This is a genomic window from Pseudomonas sp. 2995-3, from assembly GCF_002742565.1.
Lineage (GTDB): Bacteria > Pseudomonadota > Gammaproteobacteria > Pseudomonadales > Pseudomonadaceae > Aquipseudomonas > Aquipseudomonas edaphica.
The window spans coordinates 315,700-336,055 of sequence record NZ_LJSB01000223.1 but is presented as its reverse complement, the minus strand read 5'-3'; the positions used below and the strand labels follow the sequence as shown (position 1 = coordinate 336,055).

15 protein-coding genes are annotated in these 20,356 nt (G+C 61.1%); 13 read left to right on the top strand and 2 right to left on the bottom strand.

Going from position 1 to position 20,356, the window contains the following annotated elements:
- Nucleotides 1-56: 56 nt before the first annotated feature.
- Entirely contained in the window at nt 57-2,504 is a 2,448-nt protein-coding gene (locus AOA62_RS22470; protein ID WP_099549796.1) for a UvrD-helicase domain-containing protein, read from the top strand.
- 139 nt (nt 2,505-2,643) lie between these two features.
- On the opposite strand, the gene AOA62_RS22465 is transcribed toward AOA62_RS22470, so the two are convergent.
- Nucleotides 2,644-2,916, bottom strand: a complete 273-nt coding sequence (locus AOA62_RS22465; RefSeq protein WP_026013572.1) for a DUF1652 domain-containing protein — start codon at nt 2,914-2,916, stop codon at nt 2,644-2,646.
- Nucleotides 2,917-3,172: 256 nt separating this feature from the next.
- Here AOA62_RS22465 and AOA62_RS22460 point away from each other — a divergent pair, with 256 nt between their 5' ends.
- Genes AOA62_RS22460 through AOA62_RS22445 form a run of 4 tightly spaced genes read left to right on the top strand, consistent with a single transcriptional unit; the run spans nt 3,173 to nt 6,943 of the window.
- Nucleotides 3,173-3,979, top strand: a complete 807-nt coding sequence (locus tag AOA62_RS22460; protein WP_099549795.1) for an AraC family transcriptional regulator — start codon at nt 3,173-3,175, stop codon at nt 3,977-3,979.
- A 49-nt stretch (nt 3,980-4,028) separates the two neighbouring features.
- The gene (locus AOA62_RS22455; RefSeq protein WP_099549794.1) at nt 4,029-5,435 is read left to right on the top strand and encodes an FAD-binding oxidoreductase; all 1,407 of its coding nucleotides are present in this window, start codon (nt 4,029-4,031) and stop codon (nt 5,433-5,435) included.
- 26 nt (nt 5,436-5,461) lie between these two features.
- Nucleotides 5,462-5,803 carry a cupin domain-containing protein gene (locus tag AOA62_RS22450; protein WP_099549793.1) on the top strand — a complete coding sequence of 114 codons (342 nt, stop codon included), beginning with the start codon at nt 5,462-5,464 and terminating at the stop codon, nt 5,801-5,803.
- A 60-nt stretch (nt 5,804-5,863) separates the two neighbouring features.
- A complete protein-coding gene (locus tag AOA62_RS22445) occupies nt 5,864-6,943 on the top strand; it encodes a polyamine ABC transporter substrate-binding protein (RefSeq protein ID WP_099549792.1) in 1,080 nt (359 codons plus the stop codon).
- Nucleotides 6,944-7,072: 129 nt separating this feature from the next.
- On the opposite strand, the gene AOA62_RS22440 is transcribed toward AOA62_RS22445, so the two are convergent.
- Nucleotides 7,073-7,858 (bottom strand): helix-turn-helix transcriptional regulator, encoded by a 786-nt coding sequence (locus AOA62_RS22440; RefSeq protein ID WP_099549791.1) that lies wholly within the window; start codon nt 7,856-7,858, stop codon nt 7,073-7,075.
- A 200-nt stretch (nt 7,859-8,058) separates the two neighbouring features.
- On the opposite strand from AOA62_RS22440, the gene AOA62_RS22435 reads away from it, so the two are divergent.
- From AOA62_RS22435 to AOA62_RS22400, 8 genes are all read left to right on the top strand, one after another.
- Complete coding sequence (locus AOA62_RS22435; RefSeq protein ID WP_017135587.1) at nt 8,059-9,423, top strand: APC family permease; 1,365 nt, start codon at nt 8,059-8,061, stop codon at nt 9,421-9,423.
- A 9-nt stretch (nt 9,424-9,432) separates the two neighbouring features.
- On the top strand, nt 9,433-10,536 hold the full coding sequence (locus tag AOA62_RS22430; RefSeq protein WP_099549790.1) for a P1 family peptidase: 1,104 nt from the start codon (nt 9,433-9,435) through the stop codon (nt 10,534-10,536).
- A gap of 368 nt (nt 10,537-10,904) precedes the next feature.
- Nucleotides 10,905-12,353, top strand: coding sequence for a serralysin family metalloprotease (locus AOA62_RS22425; RefSeq protein WP_099549789.1), 1,449 nt, complete (start codon nt 10,905-10,907; stop codon nt 12,351-12,353).
- Between the two features lie 49 nt (nt 12,354-12,402).
- The gene (locus tag AOA62_RS22420; protein ID WP_026013573.1) at nt 12,403-12,771 is read left to right on the top strand and encodes a protease inhibitor Inh/omp19 family protein; all 369 of its coding nucleotides are present in this window, start codon (nt 12,403-12,405) and stop codon (nt 12,769-12,771) included.
- 102 nt (nt 12,772-12,873) lie between these two features.
- Nucleotides 12,874-14,631: a type I secretion system permease/ATPase gene (locus tag AOA62_RS22415; RefSeq protein WP_099549788.1), complete on the top strand. Its 1,758-nt coding sequence runs from the start codon at nt 12,874-12,876 to the stop codon at nt 14,629-14,631.
- A complete protein-coding gene (locus AOA62_RS22410; RefSeq protein WP_017135592.1) occupies nt 14,628-15,941 on the top strand; it encodes an HlyD family type I secretion periplasmic adaptor subunit in 1,314 nt (437 codons plus the stop codon). The genes AOA62_RS22415 and AOA62_RS22410 overlap by 4 nt, the downstream gene beginning before the upstream one ends.
- Nucleotides 15,942-15,943: 2 nt before the next feature.
- Nucleotides 15,944-17,278 carry a TolC family outer membrane protein gene (locus AOA62_RS22405; protein ID WP_017135593.1) on the top strand — a complete coding sequence of 445 codons (1,335 nt, stop codon included), beginning with the start codon at nt 15,944-15,946 and terminating at the stop codon, nt 17,276-17,278.
- Nucleotides 17,279-17,308: 30 nt separating this feature from the next.
- Nucleotides 17,309-20,266, top strand: coding sequence for an autotransporter serine protease (locus AOA62_RS22400; RefSeq protein WP_099549787.1), 2,958 nt, complete (start codon nt 17,309-17,311; stop codon nt 20,264-20,266).
- Nucleotides 20,267-20,356 lie beyond the last annotated feature (90 nt).

Genomic DNA, 20,356 nt, shown 5'->3' with positions numbered 1-20,356 from the left:
CCGATTCCGGCGACCATGGCACCTTCGCCAGAACCAACCTCATCGCTGGAGTCCGCGTGCCGCAACAAACCCCCGATCTGCCCCCCGAACTGCGTCCCCTGGCAGAAATGCCCCTGCTGAAACGGCTCGCCGCCCGTTTGTTTGGCCATGGCCTGACGCGTTTGCGTGCCCAGCATCGGTTTTCCTGGCTGCACGGCCAGGCGGACGGCTTTCGCAGCGGGCACGAAGCCGGCGTGGAATATGGCTATCGCGAAGGCAAGGCCGACGGCCTCGAGGAAGGTCGGCAGGTGTTGCTGATCCGCGACTTTCGCCCCGACGAGCACCGCGCACCGGGGGTGGATGACAGCTTGTTCGACGATTGGCGCTTGCCACTCACGGCCGACGTGAAGAAGCGCATGAAGGCTGACGTAGCACGTCTGCTACCGGCCCACGCCCAGCCCAGTGCCGCGCAATGGAAGATGATCTTCAGTGACACCCCATCGACCTCAGTGATTGCCGGTGCCGGGGCGGGTAAGTCCACCTCGCTGGTGCTGCGCATCCTCTTGCTTAACCACTATCTGGGCTTTGAGCTGAGTTCGATGACCGTGGTGACCTTCACCCGCGAATCGCGCAAAGACTTCATCAACAAGCTCATGGAAATTCTCGGCCTGTGGGGCCAGCCCCTTGGTTTCAAAGAAGCCCAGGCCGTGGTGCGTACCTTTCATTCGCGCATTCTGCCGATGGTGCGCAGCCTGCCGGGCTTCGAGCGGCTGCAAGCGTTTGAAAACCTCAGCAGCGGTTTCGACGATGCCGACAGCAACCCCTTCGACCTGCGTATCAGCGACGCCCAGCGCCAACAGATGAACACTTGTTATCACCGGCTGCATGGCCGCCATGCGCGCTTTCGCGAGCTGATCGCACCACTGGCCCGTCATGGCCTGCAACTCAAGGAACTGGAGCGCGACCACCCCGACGTGCAGAAACGCATCGCTGTCACCGAGTTGGCAGCCAAGCGCGATGAAGAACTCTGTGACGTGATCGAGGACCTGTGGTTTCGCGCCGGCGCCTGGCCGATCAAGGGCATAGAGCCCAGTCGCCAGACCTTCGAAATCAATGGTGCGCAATTTCACTGCCACGGCTACATCGCGGAACTGGATGCCTGGGTAGTACTGGGTTTTGATCCGCGGGAAAACGCTCAGATCAGCCGGCCGAATGCAAAGCTTTCCGTGCGGGCCGAATGGGCGGTAAAGCGCACCTTGTTTCAAGCTTTCTGTCGCAAGCCACTGATATGGCTAGATAACTATGAATCATCAAAGCGCCTTTTAAGCAGCCTGGCGGGCGATGCCAGCGCTGGGCCTGGCTTTGATTACAAGGTCAAGGGCGAGCTGGCCTCGGCGCCGCTGTTGGACAGTTTCGTGATGGCGGCCGGGTTTATCGAGAATCTCGGGTTGGATGTGCCAACGGCTGTGGGCCAAATGAGCTTCGCCAAGGACGACCCGGATCGGGGCTACTTTGAAGCCTTGAGCATTTTCTGGAAGGCGCTGGAAGATCATTTGCTCGATCAATCGCCGCCGATCATGACCTATAACCGCATGTTTTCGCTGTTCGGTGAGAACACCCCGGAGAACCTCAAGCTGCTCAGCGATTCACTGCTACGGCCGATGTCGCACCTGATGATCGACGAGTTCCAGGACGTATCGCCGCAGATCGTCTCGTGGATCCGCGCCAGCCTGCGCGAGATTCGCAGCCGTGGCCCGGCGATGCACGTAGGGCGCGGGGCGCAACGCTCGTCGTTGCTGTGCGTGGGTGATGACTGGCAGTCGATCTACGGCTGGCGCGGCAGTTCACCCAAGTACTTCATGGCGTTCAACCAGGAATTCCCGTCACCCAGCACCACCCGCGTGATGCTCAGCGAGAACTACCGCAGCCACCAGCACATCATCGACGCCGCCGAACATGTGGTACGCACGGCCCCGGCGATTCCCGGCAAGAAGGCCAAGGCCAGTGGCGAGCCCAAGGCTTTGGAACCCGTCGTGGTACTGGAACGGGACGACGCCGCACTGGGGCGGCAGTTGCTGGAGCACTATCAGCGCGGTAATACAGTGCTAATGCTTTATCGAAAAAGTAGCGATAAGTTATTGATACAAGAGCATATTCAGTCTGTAGTTAATGTGGATTCTAGCTTGAATCCACAGGATCGCCGACTCAAACAGCTGACTTATCACAGTGCCAAGGGCCTGCAAGCAGACGCGGTATTCCTGCTCGGGGATTGCCAGCACGTCACCAGCTCGCCTTACAAAAACCAGGTTTACCGCATGGCGGGCCTGGGCAAGGACGGCGACAGCGAGCCCTACGACAGCGCGCAGAAAGACGAAGTGCTGCGCCTGGCGTATGTCGGGATTACCCGGGCGGTGAGCCATTGCTACTGGTATGTGGAGAAGCCGGAAGGCCAGGGCGTGAATGTGCCCAGGGCTTCGGAGCGGGTCGATGGGCGAAAGGCGTTTTTTGATGACCAACGCAGCTAGCAGCTAAACACAGTACCCAATGTGTGGGCGGGCTTGCCCGCGATAGCAGTAGATCAGTTGGCAACCTTGCAAACTGACACTCCGCCATCGCGGGCAAGCCCGCTCCCATATTGGTTAAGATTTACCTGTTAAATCGGGTTCACGCCCGCAACGACAGCGGCGGCACAAAACACTCCAGCTCATCCTCCACCGCTTCGATGATGCGCTCCACATCGGCCGCATTCATCACCGTGGCGCAAGGAATGCCGGCAATCGCGATCAACGTCTCGCCGCTGGCCCGGTCGAACAGGCGCGCAACCATACTGCCCGGGGCGTCCATACTCCCCTCGAAGCCCATCGGATGAAAATGCCAGCGCATCAGCTGGCAGGCGTTGGGAAATGTCACTTTGTTCATGTTGCCCACCTTGTTCATTGAGCGCTTCCTTTAGCTCGCGGCAGGGGGCCATGACCTTCACTGGTCGTGGCATCAAGACCTTCAAAATAGCATTCGTTCGCAAGCGCGCGGTGACTTTTTAGGGGCCGTTCGGCAGTTCTTTTGCGATCATATGACGTGGATCATTTCTTACTCAAAGCCAGGCAAAAGGCCATTAGTCAGAAGTTCCAATTGACCATTGAATGCCGCCGGCAAATTCGGCAATCTCCCAGGCATTCCCGCCGCAGAGCCTTCCATGCAGCCCGTCTTGAGTGAAGAGTACGAACAAACCCAAGCCACCGGCGATCTGGTGTTGCGCCATCACCTGTGCTGGCGCCATCGCGACCTGGATGGCGTGATGTCCTACTACCACCCCGACATTCAGTACCACGACTTTTTCCAAAACCGCGTGGTGGGTCAGGCCGAGTTGCGCGAGTACCTGCAAGCCAGCATGCCGCGTGGCGCCGACGAGGCGATTGAGCACATCGACCGCATTCGCGCCGACGGCGACACCGCGTTTATCCAGTACCGCATTACGCTGCGCGGCGGCCAGGGCCTGGTGTCATTTCGCACCAGTGAGGCGATTACCGTGCGCGATGGGTTGATCTGGCGCGTCAACGAGTACGCCTCCCTGGTGCATGAGCAGCCGACCCAAACCCTGCGCCCGACAGTCAGCCGCCTGGGCCTGTCGCCCCAACAATTGGGGCATATGGCCAACGATCTGCAGCAGTACTTCGAACTCAAGCAACCCTATCTCGACCCGGAGCTGGACCTGCAACGTGTGGCCAATGAGTGTGGCTACAGCCGCAACCAGATTTCCTACCTGCTTAACCAGGTGCTGGGGCAGAGCTTCTACCGTTACGTCAACCAGGCCCGGCTCCAACACCTGCTGGCTGCGCTGGACAAGGCTGTGCCGCCGATAAAGGTCGATGACCTGGCCTTTGCCGCCGGTTTTAATTCGCTGTCGGCGTTCTACAGCGCGTTCCGCCAGCACACCGGGCAATCGCCCAAGGCCTACGTCAAACAAATTTCTCTGCGTGCACGCGCGCAAGACAGCCCATAACGCCGCGCTCTAGGATCCAGCCTATCGAAATGAGGTTGGGGAGCTTGGCATGCCGGCATGGCGCAACATCAGTTTATGGATGGACCAGTTGGACGACCCGCTGGTGGCGCGGCCGTCCCTTGCGCACGACCTGGACGTCAATGTGGCGATTATCGGCGCCGGCTACACCGGGTTGTGGACCGCCTACTACCTCAAGCGCCAGGCTCCGGAGCTGAAGATTGCGATTATCGAAGCGCAGACAGCAGGCTTCGGTGCGTCTGGCCGCAATGGCGGCTGGCTGATGGGCAACCTGTTGGGCGAAGACCGCCTGCTGGCCGGCCTGTCAGCGCAACAACGGCGCGCCTCGTTTGACCTGTTGCATGGCATCCCCGACGAGGTCGCCCGGGTGCTGTCCCGTGAAGGCATCGACTGCGACTACCGCAAAGGCGGCGTGCTGTACTGCGCGGCGCGTTACCCGGAGCAGGAAGGCAGCCTGCGCCGTTACCTGGACACGCTCCACGCCCAGGGCCTCACCGAAGCGGACTACCGCTGGCTGAGCCCGCAACAGCTGGCCGAGCAAATCCGCATCGCCAAGCCGTATGGCGGTATCTATGCGCCCCATGTCGCAACCATCAACCCCGCTAAACTGGTACGCGGCCTGGCGCGGGTGGTGGAGAGCATGGGCGTGACGATCTATGAGAACAGCCCGGTCACCCATTGGCAGTCAGGCAGCGTGCGCACGGCCAATGCCAGCGTGCGCGCCGCGTGGGTAGTGCCGGCGGTTGAGGGCTACGCCACCACGTTGCCGCCGCTGGGGCGCTATCAGTTACCGGTGCAAAGCCTGATTGTCGCCACTGAGCCGTTGCCGGCCAGCACCTGGGATGAAATTGGCTTGAGCCGAGGCCAGGCTTTTGGCGAAAGCAGCCGCCAGGTCACCTACGGCCAGCGTTCGGCGGATGACCGCCTGATATTCGGCGCCCGTGGCGGCTATCAGTTTGCCGGCAAGCTGCGCCACAACTTCGACCTGACCACCAGCGAAGTGGAGCTGCGCCGCTACCTGTTCAGCGAACTCTTCCCACAGCTTAAACACGTCAGGATTACCCACTCCTGGGGCGGCAACCTCGGCATGTCGCGCAACTTCCGGCCGCACATGCTCTGCGATCACACCACCGGCATCGCGCTGTCCGGTGGTTATGGCGGGGAGGGCGTAGGTGCCACCAACCTCGGAGGCCGCACCCTGGCCGACATGATTCTCGGCCTCGATACGCCGCTGACCATCCAGCCCTGGGTGATCCGCGAGCGTGGCCTGGACGCGCTCAAGGCCTGGGAGCCCGAACCCTGCCGCTGGCTGGGTTACAACGCGATCATTCGCAGTTTTGTCCATGAAGACCAGGTGCTCGCCAACCCCAACAGCGCGCCGTGGCGGCGCAAATTGGCGACCGGCGTGGCCGGGTTCATGGAAGGTTTCATGCATTAGGCCGTTTCACTCACACGGGAAAACCCATGAGCATCACTCACTTCAAAGACACGCTGAACGCCCACCTGCCGGACTCGTCACCGGTGGCCGTGCCCTTGGGCGAGCCGATCGCCGTAGCCTCGACCTTAAGCGTTGAGCGCAACGATGGCGTCGAAACCGGCATTTGGGAATGCACCCCAGGCCGCTGGCGTCGGCAGATCAAATCCCAGGAGTTTTGCCACTTTATCCAGGGCCGCTGCACCTTCACCCCCGACAACGGTGAAGTCGTTCACCTACACGCCGGCGATGCACTGATGTTGCCGGCCAACAGCACCGGTATCTGGGACATCCACGAGACCGTGCGCAAGACCTACGTGTTGATTCTGTAACGCTTTGATCCTTGATCGCCTGCCATAAAAACAGCCCTAAAACCGCCAGGAAATCGAACCATGAAAGCCATTGCCCTGTTGCCCTTGATGTTGGTGGCCACTATCAGCCAGGCCGCCGAGACGGTGAAGATCTACAACTGGTCGGACTACATCGCGCCGGACACCACCAAGAACTTCCAGAAAGAAACCGGCATCGGTTTTACCTACGACGTATACGACAGCAACGAAACCCTCGACGGCAAGTTGATGACCGGCAAATCCGGCTATGACGTGGTGTTTCCGTCCAACCACTTCATGGCTCGGCAGATCCAGGGCGGCGCCCTTAAAAAACTCGACAAGAGCCAGCTGCCCAACTGGAAAAACCTCAACCCGGTGCTGCTCAAGGCTCTGCAAAACAACGACCCGGGCAACGAGCATGGTTTCCCGTACCTGTGGGGCAGCACCGGCATCGGCTACAACATCGACAAGGTCAAGGCGGTGCTCGGCGACAACGCGCCGGTGGATTCCTGGGACTTGATCTTCAAACCCGAGAACATGGCCAAGCTGCAAAAATGTGGCGTGGCGATTCTCGACAACGGCCCGGAACTGCTGCCGGCGGCGCTTAATTACCTGGGCCTGCCGCCCCACAGCAAGAAGGCCGAGGACTACAAAAAGGCTGAAGGCCTGTTGATGAAAGTGCGTCCGTATGTGGCCTACTTCCATTCCTCGAAGTACACCGCCGACCTGGCCAATGGCGACATCTGCGTGGCTGTCGGCTTCTCCGGCGACATCCTGCAGGCCGAAAGCCGCGCCAAGGAAGCCAGGAACGGTGTGAATATCGGCTACAACATTCCCAAGGAAGGCGCCGCGATCTGGTTCGATATGGTCGCCATGCCCGCCGACGCCCCGGATGAAAAAGCCGGTTACGCGTTCATGAACTACCTGCTGCGCCCGGAGGTGATGGCCAGCATCACCAACTACGTGCACTACGCCAACGGCAACGCGGCGGCTGACAGCCTGGTAGACCCTGCAATCAAGGCCGACACCAAGGTGTACCCAAGCCCGGAAATGATGGGCAAGTTGTTCGCCCTGGAAGCAATGCCGCTGAACATCGACCGGATTCGCACGCGGGTGTGGAACACCATTCGTACCGGACGCTAGGCGTTACACTGAGCGCCTGTGGGAGCTGGCTTGCCTGCGATTGCGACCTGTCCGTCGGCTAGTGGGTGACTGACACACCGCTATCGCGGGCAAGCCCGCTCCCACATTTTGACTGTGCAATGCCGGTTTTCAGGGGTTTTCCAGATCATGCCCCAACGACTGGATAAACAACGAAAACAGCTCCGGCTGCGACGAAATATCCAGCTTTGCGTACAGGTGCCGCCGATGCACCTTGACCGTGTCCGGCGAGATTTTCAAACGCTCGGCCATGGCCTTGGATGAGAACCCACGCAGCACCAGGCGCGCCACTTCCAGCTCGCGCTCCGACAGTACACCGCTGCCAAAATGGCTCAGCGCATCGCGAATCTGCGTGTCCATCGCCGGCGCACGCTGGGTGCTTTGCTGCCAGTGCTGCTGCATCAACGGCAGCACCCAGGCCGCCAGTGTGGTCATCAACCCGGTCTCTTCAAAGTTGAAGCGTCGCTGCATGCCCAGCGACAAAGACAGCGTGCCTGTACCCGGTAACTGCAGAATGAATTGCACCTCGTCTTCCAACACGTTGTCGTGGAAGTAGTTGAGGAAGTATTCACTCTGGCGAAAATGGTCCGGTGCCACTTCCTCCAGGCGATACACGCCGCTGGCATAACCTTCGCGGTAAGCCTGGTAAAACGGGTCGATCAGGTACAGGCCATTGAGGTACACCAGCATCGAGGCCGGTTTACTGCTGGGCTGGGCGTCGTATTCTTCCAGGGCCACGGGCGGGCCATCGAGGGGGTAAAAAATCGCCAGGGCGTTATCGAACGGCAGGCATTGGTGCAGCAACAGCACCAACTGCTTCCAGAAGTGCTCGGTGCCCAGGTGTGCGACGGTGCGGCCCAGGCCTGCGTGCATGCCGACCTCTCTGAACAGGCTCATAAACACGGCTCCAGCCCTCAATAGATCAGCCAAGGGTTCGGCTTTTGCCGAGTATCGTCAAGGGGAGTACGCCAATAGGGGAATTGGCCCGCATAAACACAGCGTTTACTTTGCCGTCATCCAGCGAGAAACATATCTCGCAACCGCCCGACTTTTTTCGTTTCTGCCTCCTACCAAAAATAACGACAGAGGATAACGATATGAGTGCTTCCCCCGCGCCAGACGGCGTGCTCAAGCCAACGCTGAGTGTTTTCGATGTGGTGGCCATCACGGTTTCGGCGGTCACGCCGGCCAGCTCCGTATTCGTGATTGCGCCGTTTGCCATCCAGCAGGCGGGCAGTGGTGTGTTCATGGCGTTTGTGATGGCGGCCTTGCTCGCGCTGATGTTCGCCTTCTGTTACGCCGAACTCGGTCGCGCCCATAACAGCGCCGGTGGTGAATATGTGTATGCCAAGCGAGTGTTTGGCGGCATGGCCGGTTATGCGACGTTTCTGACGGTGCTGGTGATGCTGTTGTTTATCCCGCCGGTCTTGGCCACAGGGGCCGCGACGTACCTGAATAACGCCCTGGGCACAAAATTCGACTCGCAAACCGTCGCCCTGGTGATCGTGGTGTGCAGCTACGCCCTGGGCATCCTCAATATCAAGCTCAATGCCTGGATTACCGGCACCTGCCTGCTGTTGGAAGTGGCGGCGTTGCTGGTGATCGTGTTTATCGGCTTTGGTAATCCCGTGCAGCCCGCCAGCGTGCTGTTCCAGCCGCAGATCGTCGAAAACGGCGTGCTGCACCTGGCGCCCTGGGCATTGGTGATTGGCGCCGTCGGCATCGGCCTGTTCTCGTTCAATGGGTATGGTCCTGCGGTATTGCTGGCCGAAGACATGAAGTGCGGTGGCAAAGGCGTGCACAAAGCGGTGCTGTGGTCGCTGGGGTTGGTGGTGGTGATCGAGCTGGTGCCGATCACGGCACTGCTGATCGGCGCGCCGTCGCTGAGCGCGATGATCAGCAGCCCTGACCCGATTGGCTATCTGCTGACCAGCCACGGCAATGAAACCCTGTCACGCCTGGTCAGTGCCGGGATCTTCCTGTCGGTGTTCAACGCGATTGTCGCCATCGTCATCCAGATTGGTCGAGTGGTGTTCAGCAGCGGCCGCGATGCGCTGTGGACGCCGCGCATCAACGCGCTGTTCACGCGTATTCACCCGCGCTGGGATTCCCCATGGCTGGCGACGCTGTTCCTGGCGGTGCCTTCGGCGCTGTTGAGTTTCAGCTCGAACCTGGCGGACCTGACGTCCTTCAGTGTATTGCTGATCATCCTGGTGTACCTGGTGGTGGCGTTGAGCGCGCTGATGAGCCGGGTGCTGCTGCGTGATCGCGAGCACCCTTATCGCATGCCGTTATGGCCGCTGCCGGCAGTGCTGGCGGTACTGGGCGCCGGTTACCTGCTGGTGACCCTGATCGCCGCGGCGTCGGTGCGCGACATCATGATCATCATCGGCTTGCTGGCCTTGTCGGTGATTTTGTATTGCATCACTGGCCGGACGAGTCCGGCGTTTCAGAAATTGTAAGGAGTGGGTATGCGAGCACGTCAACTGGGCATTACGTTGGGGCTGGGCACGCCCGGCAAATTGAATGCCATCACCGATGTTCCCGGTGTCCGGGTGGGGCACGCCACGCTCAAGACCAGCATCGACGGCAAGCAGGTGCGCACCGGCGTCAGCGTGATCCAGCCGCGCGCCGGGGAGGCGCGACAGCAACCGTGTTTCGCCGGCTACCACGTGCTCAACGGCAATGGCGACGCCACCGGCCTTGAGTGGATCAGCGAAGCGGGGCTGCTGACCACACCCATCGCTATCACCAACACCCACAGCATCGGGATTGTGCGTGACAGCCTGATTGCCCTGGAGCGCGAGCGCCTGGCGGACCCGGCGGTGTACTGGTGCATGCCGGTGGTGATGGAAACCTACGACGGCCTGCTCAACGATATCTGGGGCCAGCACGTCAAGCCTGAACATGTGCGCCAGGCGCTGGACGCGGCCGAGGGCGGCCCGGTGCAAGAGGGCGCCGTCGGCGGCGGCACCGGCATGATCTGCCATGAGTTCAAGGGCGGCATCGGCACGGCATCCCGGCGTGTGCCAGAGGAGCAGGGCGGTTGGACCGTCGGCGTGCTGGTGCAGGCCAACCATGGCAAGCGCCAGGAGCTGCGCGTGGATGGCTACCCGGTCGGGCGCCAGTTGATGGACATTCCATCACCCTTCGCCGAGCGCGGCACGCCGGGCATGGGTTCGATCGTGGTGATCATCGCCACCGACGCGCCGTTGCTGCCCCATCAATGCCAGCGCCTGGCGCAACGCGCCTCCATCGGTATCGCGCGCACGGGTGGCGGTACCGAGGATTCCAGTGGCGACCTGTTCCTGGCCTTCGCCACCGGCAATCACGGCCTGCCACCGGCAGATTACGGGCGCAAGGACCTGGCACTCAGCAGCGTATTGCGCATGGTCAACAACGACCATATTTCGCCCTTGTTCAGTGCCGCCGCAGAGGCGGTGGAGGAGGCGATTATCAACGCGATCCTGGCGGGCGAGGACATGACGACGGAAGACGGCATCACGGTGCCCGGACTTGCCGACGAAGTATTAATCGGCGCGTTAAACAAGTGCGGCTGGAGTCTGTCCCGGTAATGGGGGGCACGCACTTTAATAGTGCGGGTGATGGCTCTTTAATATTGAACTATGACACCGTGTCAATATATTGGATCCATTATTAAAGAGGGCCGCTCAGCAAGAGCGGCTTTACCGCTATTTAATATTTAAATAACAGTCGGCGGCGATTTGCGGCGCTAGCGCAATTACCCCCAGCAAACGCTGTGTGCGACTTCCTTAAGTTGAATCTACGTCACATTTTTGTTGCGGAAATATTTGTAGACGAAAGATTTCAAGTTGTGTCAGTTTCGATACGCCTTCAAAAGAGGCGAGTGATAGGACGATCCTCGCCCGCGAGGTTCCTATCGAACAAAGACTGATGCACTTGCAAACAAGGAAGTACGTTTATGTCAAAAGTAAAAGACAAAGCTATTGTATCTGCCGCGCAAGCCAGCACTGCTTACTCGCAAATCGATAGCTTCAGCCATCTGTATGACCGTGGCGGTAACCTCACGGTCAATGGAAAGCCCTCGTTCACAGTGGACCAGGCCGCCGACCACCTGTTGCGCGAGAATGCTGCGTATCGGGACATTGATGGCAACGGCAAGATCGACCTCACCTACACCTTCCTGACCTCGGCTTCCTCGGCCACCATGAACAAACATGGCATCTCCGGGTTCAGCCAGTTCAACACCCAGCAGAAAGCACAGGCCGCATTGGCCATGCAATCCTGGGCGGATGTGGCCAACGTCACCTTCACCGAGAAATCCTCGGGCGGTGACTTCCACATGACCTTTGGCAACTACAGCAGCGGCCAGGATGGCGCAGCGGCCTTCGCTTACCTGCCTGGCACCAATGCCAAGTACAACGAGAGCGGGCTGGACGGTACTTCCTGGTACCTGACCAACAACAGTTACACACCGAACAAGACCCCGGACCTGAACAACTATGGCCGGCAGACCCTGACCCACGAAATCGGGCACACCCTGGGCCTCGATCACCCTGGCGACTACAACGCCGGGACCGGCAACCCTTCGTACAAAGACGCGGACTATGGACAGGACACGCGTGGCTACAGCGTCATGAGTTACTGGAGCGAGAGCAACACCAACCAGAACTTCAGTAAAGGCGGGGTCGAAGCCTATTCGTCCGGCCCGCTGATCGACGACATTGCCGCGATCCAGAAGCTCTACGGCGCCAACTACGCCACCCGCGCCGGCGACACCACCTACGGTTTCAACTCCAACACCGGGCGTGACTTCCTCAGCGCCACGTCCAATGCCGACAAGCTGGTGTTCTCGGTATGGGACGGTGGCGGCAACGACACCCTGGACTTCTCCGGTTTCACCCAAAACCAGAAGATCAACCTCAATGAGGCCTCGTTCTCCGACGTTGGCGGCCTGGTGGGCAACGTGTCCATCGCCAAGGGCGTTACCATCGAGAACGCGTTCGGCGGTTCGGGCAATGACCTGATCATCGGCAACAACGCCGCCAACATCATCAAAGGCGGTGCCGGCAACGACATCATCTACGGCGGTGGCGGTGCGGACCAACTATGGGGCGGCGCCGGCAATGACACCTTCGTGTACGGTGCCAGTTCCGACTCCAAGCCGGGTGCGGCGGACAAGATCTTTGACTTCACCTCCGGTTCGGACAAGATCGACCTGTCCGGCATCACCAAAGGTGCAGGCTTGAGCTTCGTCAATGCATTCACCGGGCATGCCGGCGATGCTGTACTGAGCTATGCCTCGGGTACTAACCTGGGCACCTTGGCGGTGGACTTCTCCGGGCACGGCGTGGCGGACTTCCTCGTCACCACCGTCGGCCAGGCAGTCTCCAGCGACATCGTAGCCTGATGTAAAGCGCGCGGCGCCCCGGCGCCGCGCTCTCAGGATGGAGCAGCAGATGCCGCGTTTTTCCCATTTGATCGCCTGTGCTTCACAGGTGTTGTTCGTTTCGGCAGGAGCCCACGTCATGGCGAGCAGTCTGGTTTTACCCACCACCGCGCAATTGGCCGGCCATTGGCAATTGCAGCAACAGGACCAAGTGTGTGCGCTCGACCTGTTGGATGAGCCCAACGCCGTGGCCGGTGATGTCGCCTGCGCCGAGCTATGGCTGAGGGAAAAGCCCCTGACTTGGTCGCCGACCCCGGACGGTATCTGGCTTTTTAATGCAGAGGGCAGCGGGATTATTCATTTGAATCGCGAGAAAGACGGTGAATACAAAGGGCGCACGCCTTCAATACCGGAAGTTGTGCTGCAACGAACACCTTAATTAAAAAGTTATAAGCTTATAACAAGAGTTTAATAGTTGGCCGCCCACTTCAGGGCACGGGCAACTATTGCGCGTCATTGGCTTCGGGGAAGAACAGACACTATGGCGAAGTCCAATGTGGTTGCGCCCTTATTTAGGGCGCTGGGTGAATACAAGGGTATTTTGATCAGCATCGGCTGCTTTACCGCCTTGATTAACCTGTTGATGCTGGTGCCGTCGATTTACATGCTGCAAGTGTACGACCGTGTGTTGTCCTCCCAGAATGAAACCACCCTGGTGATGTTGACGCTGATGGTCGTGGGTTTCTTTGTCTTCATCGGCACGCTGGAAGTACTGCGCAGTTTTGTCGTGATTCGCATCGGCAGCCAGTTGGAGCGGCGCTTCAACTTGCGCGTGTACAAAGCCGCGTTTGAACGCAACCTGCAACGCGGGCAGGGGCATGCCGGGCAATCGCTGGGCGATTTGACCGTGATCCGCCAATTCATCACCGGGCCTGCGTTGTTCGCGTTCTTCGATGCGCCGTGGTTTCCCATCTACCTGTTTGTGATTTTCCTGTTCAACGTGTGGCTGGGCGTGTTGGCCACGGCGGGCGCTGTGTTGTTGATCGCGCTGGCGTGCCTGAATGAATACCTGACCAAAAAACCACTGGGCGAGGCGGGTGTTTTTTCCCAACAATCAACCCAGCTGGCTACCAGCCACTTGCACAACGCCGAGACCATCCAGGCCATGGGCATGCTCGGCGCGTTGCGTAAACGCTGGTTCGCGGTGCATTCGCAGTTCCTCGGGTTTCAGAACCGGGCCAGCGACACCGGCTCGGTGATTACCTCGCTGAGCAAATCCCTGCGCCTGTGCCTGCAATCCTTGGTGCTGGGCCTGGGCGCCTTTCTGGTGATCAAGGGCGAGATGACCGCCGGGATGATGATCGCCGGGTCCATCCTGATGGGCCGTGTACTCAGCCCTATCGACCAATTGATTGCGGTGTGGAAGCAGTGGAGTTCGGCCAAGCTGGCTTACCAACGCCTTGACGACCTGCTGCGTGAATTCCCACCCGAAGCCGAGCAAATGGCGTTGCCGGCGCCCAAGGGCCAGGTGAGTTTCGAGCACGTCAGCGCCGGCCCGCCGGGGCGGCGTGTGGCGACCTTGCAACAGGTCAGTTTCAACCTCGGCGCCGGTGAAGTGCTGGGCGTGCTCGGTGCTTCGGGTTCGGGCAAATCGACCCTGGCCCGTGTGCTGGTTGGCGTGTGGCCAACCCTGGCCGGCACCGTGCGCCTGGACGGCGCGGATATCCATCGCTGGAACCGCGACGCCCTCGGCCCGCATATCGGCTACTTGCCCCAGGACATCGAACTGTTCAGCGGCAGCATCGCCGACAACATTGCGCGCTTTTGTGAAGCCGACCCGGAGCGGGTGGTGAAAGCCGCGCAACAGGCCGGTGTGCATGAGTTGATCCTGCGTCTGCCGCAAGGCTACGACACCGTGTTGGGCGACAACGGTGGCGGCCTCTCCGGCGGCCAGAAGCAGCGGGTGGCCCTGGCGCGTGCGCTGTATGGCGCGCCGCGTTTGATCGTGCTGGATGAACCCAACTCCAACCTCGACACCGTGGGCGAGGCCGCCTTGGCCAGTGCCATCGTGCAGATGAAAGCCCAGGGCAGCAGCGTGGTGCTGGTCACCCACCGCTCCTCGGCGTTGGCCCAGGCCGACAAGTTGCTGGTGCTCAGTGAAGGCCAATTGCAGGCCTTCGGCCCCAGCCAGGAAGTGCTGCGCGCGTTGTCGGGCCAGCAACAGCAGGAAGCGCCACGGGAAAAGGCCGGTGTGAGCCTTAGCCGTCAGTACCAGACCGGAAGGAATCCAGGCGCATGAGCAGCCTTACTGTAGAGCCCCGCTTTAAAGAACGTGATGCCGGTTTTTTCGTAAAGATGGGCTGGTGGTTGACGATTGTCGGCGCCGGTGGTTTTTTCCTTTGGGCCAGCCTCGCGCCCTTGGACCAGGGCATCCCGGTGCAAGGCACGGTGGTGGTCTCGGGCAAGCGCAAGGCCGTGCAAACCTTCAGCCCTGGGGTGGTCAGCCGGATCCTGGTGAAGGAGGGCGAGTTGGTCAAACAGGGCCAGCCGCTGTTTCGCCTCGACCAGACCCAGAACCAGGCCGACGTGCAGTCGCTGCAAGCCCAGTACCGCATGGCCTGGGCCAGCGTGGCACGCTGGCAGAGCGAGCGTGACAACCAAGCGGCGATTACCTTTCCCGCTGAGCTGAGCGCCAACCCCGACCCGGCCCTGGCCCTGGTGCTGGAAGGCCAACGCCAGCTGTTCAGCAGCCGCCGTGAAGCCTTTGCCCGTGAACAAGCCGGTATTCGCGCCAACATCGACGGTGCCACCTCGCAACTGAGCGGCATGCGCCGCGCCCGTACCGACCTGTCTGCCCAGGCGCAATCCCTGCGCGACCAACTGGCCAACCTGCAACCCCTGGCCGACAACGGCTATATCCCGCGCAACCGCTTGCTGGACTACCAGCGCCAACTGTCCCAGGTGCAACAGGACCTGGCGCAAAACACTGGCGAAAGTGGCCGCGTTGAGCAGGGCATTCTCGAATCACGCCTCAAATTGCAGCAGCACAGTGAGGAGTATCAGAAAGAAGTGCGCAGCCAGTTGGCCGACGCACAACTGCGCAGCCTGACCCTGGAACAGCAACTGACCTCAGCGGGTTTTGATTTGCAGCACAGCGAAATCAATGCACCGGCCGATGGCATTGCGGTCAACCTCAGCGTGCACACCGAGGGCGCCGTGGTGCGCGCCGGTGAAACCCTGCTGGAGATCGTGCCCCAGGGCACGCGCCTGGAGGTGGAAGGGCGCCTGCCGGTGCATCTGGTCGATAAAGTGGGCACCCACCTGCCGGTCGATATCCTCTTCACTGCCTTCAACCAAAGCCGCACACCACGCGTGCCGGGCGAAGTCAGCCTGATCTCGGCCGACCAGATGCTCGATGAAAAGACCGGCCAGCCTTACTACGTGCTGCGCACCACGGTCAGCGAGGCTGCATTGGAAAAACTTCACGGCCTGGTGATCAAGCCGGGCATGCCCGCCGAGATGTTTGTACGCACCGGCGAACGCTCCTTGCTCAACTACCTGTTCAAACCGCTGCTCGATCGCGCCGGTTCTGCGTTGACTGAGGAATGAGCATGCGCGTTGTGTTCATTTCGTTGATGTTGGTGTGCGGCGTTTCCCAGGCAGCCATGGGGCCGTTTGATGTGTACGAGCAGGCATTGCGTAACGATCCGGTGTTTCTGGGCGCCATCAAGGAACGCGACGCGGGCCTGGAGAACCGCACCATTGGCCGTGCCGGGCTGCTGCCGCGGCTGTCGTACAACTACAACAAGGGCCGCAACAACTCCGAGGCGCACCTGCCGGACGGGCGCGGCGGCAGTTATCGCGACGACCGCAACTACAACAGCTATGGCTCGACCTTCAGCTTGCAACAGCCGTTGTTCGACTACGAAGCCTATGCCAACTATCGCAAGGGCGTGGCCCAGGCGCTGTTCGCCGATGAAAGCTTTCGCGACAAGAGCCAGGCGTTGCTGGTGCGGGTGCTGAGCTATTACACCCAGGCGCTGTTTGCCCAGGACCAGATCGACATCGCCCGCGCTAAGAAAAAGGCCTACGAGCAGCAGTTCCAGCAGAACCAGCACCTGTTCCAGCAGGGCGAAGGCACGCGCACCGACATTCTCGAGGCCGAGTCGCGCTATGAGCTGGCCACCGCCGAAGAGATCCAGGCGCTGGACGAGCAGGACGCGTCGTTGCGCGAACTGGGGGCGTTGATCGGCGTGCAAAGCGTCGACATCCACGACCTGGCGCCGCTGAACCAGAGCTTTGCTGCCTTCACCCTGACCCCGGCCAACTACGACACCTGGCATGAACTGGCGCTGAGCAATAACCCCACGCTGGCGTCCCAGCGCCAGGCCGTGGAAGTGGCGCGTTATGAAGTGGAGCGCAACCGCGCCGGGCATTTGCCCAAGATCACCGCGTATGCCAGCTCGCGCAAACAGGAGTCCGACAGCGGCAACACCTACAACCAGCGCTACGACACCAACACCATCGGTGTCGAAGTCAGCCTGCCGCTGTACGCCGGTGGCGGGATCTCCGCCTCCACTCGCCAGGCCAGCCGCGGCATGGAACAGGCCGAGTACGAGCTGGAAGGCAAGACCCGCGAAACCCTGATCGAACTGCGCCGCCAGTTCAGTGCGTGCCTGTCGGGCGTGAGCAAATTGCGTGCGTACCAAAAGGCCCTGACCTCGGCCGAAGCGCTGGTGGTGTCGACCAAGCAAAGCATCCTCGGTGGCGAGCGGGTCAACCTCGACGCACTGAACGCCGAGCAGCAGCTGTACAGCACCCGTCGCGACCTGGCCCAGGCCCGCTACGACTACCTGATGGCCTGGACCAAATTGCACTACTACGCGGGCAACTTGCGCGACACCGACCTGGCGAAAGTCGATGAGGCTTTCGGCCCGGTGAAATGAGCATCCATAAGAAGAATAAGGAGGGGTTAGATGATCACCCATTCACCACGTTTCAAACCGTTTACCGCAGGCTCGTTACTCCTGTTGTCCGTTGCGGCACAGGCGGCCTATACCGAAAACGGCCAAGCGGGTAACCCCGCCAGTTGGCGCTCCGCCGAATTCCAGAGCGACTGGGGCCTGGGGCGCATGAAGGCGGATGAAGCCTATGCGGCCGGCATCACCGGCAGCGGGGTCAAAGTCGGCGCGCTGGATTCGGGTTTTGACCCCAACCACCCTGAAGCTTCCAAAGACCGCTACCACGCTGTCACCGCCAGCGGCACCTACGTCGATGGCAAGCCGTTCAGCACCACCGGCGCACTCAACCCCAACAATGATTCCCACGGCACCCATGTCACCGGCACCATGGGCGCAGCCCGTGATGGCGTGGGCATGCACGGTGTGGCCTACAACGCGCAAATCTACGTGGGCAACACCAACGCCAACGACAGCTTCCTGTTTGGCCCGACCCCGGACCCCAAGTATTTCAAGGCGGTGTATACCGCGCTGGTGGATTCCGGCGTGCGCGCCATCAACAACAGCTGGGGCAGCCAGCCCAAGGATGTCAGCTACCAGACCCTCGGCGACCTGCACGCCGCCTATGCCCAGCATTACAACCAGGGCACCTGGCTGGATGCCGCGGCGGATGTGGCCAAGGCCGGGGTGATCAACGTGTTCAGCGCCGGCAACAGCGGGTATGCGAATGCCAGCGTGCGCTCGGCCTTGCCGTATTTCCAGCCGGAATTGGAAGGCCACTGGCTGGCGGTGTCCGGCCTGGATAAAGCCAATAACCAGAAATACAACAAATGCGGAATCGCCAAATATTGGTGCATCTCTACGCCTGGCGCGCTGATCAACAGCACCATTCCCGATGGCGGTTATGGGGTCAAGTCCGGCACCTCGATGTCGGCACCGCATGCCACCGGCGCGCTGGCGCTGGTGATGGAGCGCTACCCGTACATGACCAATGAACAGGCGTTGCAGGTACTGTTGACCACTGCCACGCAACTCGACGGCTCTGTCACTCAAGCACCGAATACCATCGTCGGCTGGGGCGTGCCGGACCTTGGCCGAGCGATGCATGGCCCGGGGCAATTGCTCGGCGCAATGAACGTCAACTTGGCGGCCGGGCAGGGCGATGTGTGGAGCAATGGTATCTCCGACCAGGCCTTGGTTCAGCGCCAGGCCGAAGACCGCGCCGAACACAGCGCCTGGCAGCAAACCCTGATCGACAAGGGTTGGCAGAACGGCGTGGGCGCGAATGCCAGCCAGCAGGACCAGACCGATTACGCCGTTGGCACTGCCCGTGATCAGGCTGCGGCCAACCGCGTGTATGAGGGTAGCCTGATCAAATCCGGCGCCGGCAGCCTGGTGCTCAGCGGCGACAGCACGTATCGCGGTGCCACCAGCGTGAATGGCGGCCTGCTGGCCGTGAATGGTTCGCTGACCTCGGCGGTGACCGTCAACAACAGCGGCACCCTCGGCGGTTCCGGGCGCATCGGCGCCTTGAGCGTCAACAGCGGTGGCACCGTGGCACCGGGTAATTCGGTAGGCACCTTGCAGGTAGCCGGTGATGTGAACCTGGGCGCAGGCTCCACCTATGCGGTGGAACTCACGCCCACCAGCAGCGACCGCATCGTCGCAGGCGGCAAAGCCGTGCTGGGCGGCGGCACCGTGACCCTGGCGCTGGAAAACAGCCCCACACTGCTCAGCCAGAGCCAAGTGCAAAGCCTGATCGGCCGCCAGTACACCATCCTCCAGGCGGCGGGCGGCGTTCAGGGCCAGTTTGGCCAGGTGCTGCCGAACTACCTGTTCCTCGGCGGCACCCTTGATTACGCCGCCAACGGCGTGCAGTTGGATGTGGGGCGCAATAACGCTGCGTTCGCCAGCGTTGCCGCCACGCGCAACCAGCGCAGTGTCGCGGCGGCGGCCGAGCAGTTGGGCGCCGGCAACCCGGTGTATGAAAGCCTGTTGCAGTCGGACTCGGTGGTCACGGCCCGCCAGGGCTTGCAGCAACTGTCGGGTGAGATCTACCCGGCGATTGGCGCGATGCTGATCAACGACAGCCTGCAGCTGCGCGATGCTGTAGGTGAACGCCTGCGCCATGTGCCGGTGAACGGCGAAAGCAACCTGTGGCTCAAGGCCCTTGGCGCCTGGGGCAAGACCGACAGCCGCAGCGAAACGGCAGGCTCGACCACCTCGATTGGCGGTTTGCTCGCCGGTGTGGACGGCGCGCTGGATGAACAGACCCGCGTGGGTGTGGTTGCCGGCTACAGCGACAGTTCGCTGAACATGGGCAGTGGCACGCACTCGTCGGCGTCCATCGACAGTTACCACTTCGGCGCGTATGCCGGGCGTGAACTGGGCGACTGGCGCGTCAGCGTGGGTGGTGCCTACAGCTGGCATCGCGGCGACGTAAAGCGTGACCTGCAGTACGGCGAAGTCAGCGGCAAGCAAAAGACCAAGCTGGATGCGCGCACGGCGCAGTTGTTCACTGAAGCTGCCTACCGCATTCACCTGCAACCGCTGGCGCTGGAGCCGTTCGCCAACCTGGCCTATGTGCACCTGGACAGTGATTCCTTTCATGAAAAAGGCGCTGCGGCGGCGCTGGAACGTGGCAGCGATCGGCGCGATGCGGTGCTCAGCACCCTCGGTGTGCGGGCCTTGAAAACCCTGCCTCTGAATGACCATCAGCAGCTGGAACTGTCCGGTTCGCTGGGCTGGCAGCACAGCCTGACGGCGGTTGAATCCGAAGAACACTTGGCGTTTGTCGCCGGCGGGCCGTCTTTTGCCGTGCGCAGTTCGCCGTTGTTGCGCGATGCCGCGCTGGTCGGTGTGCAGGCCAGCCTGGCGCTGAGCAAGGCCACGCGGGTCAACCTGGATTACAACGGCCAGTTGGGTGGGCGTGCGAAAACCCAAGGCGTGGGGCTGAGCCTTAACTGGCAGTTCTAAACACGCCGCAGCGATGATCGTTCCCACGCTTTGCGTGGGAATGCCTCTTGTGACGCTCTGCGTCACGCTTTGGACGCAGAGCGTCCTGGG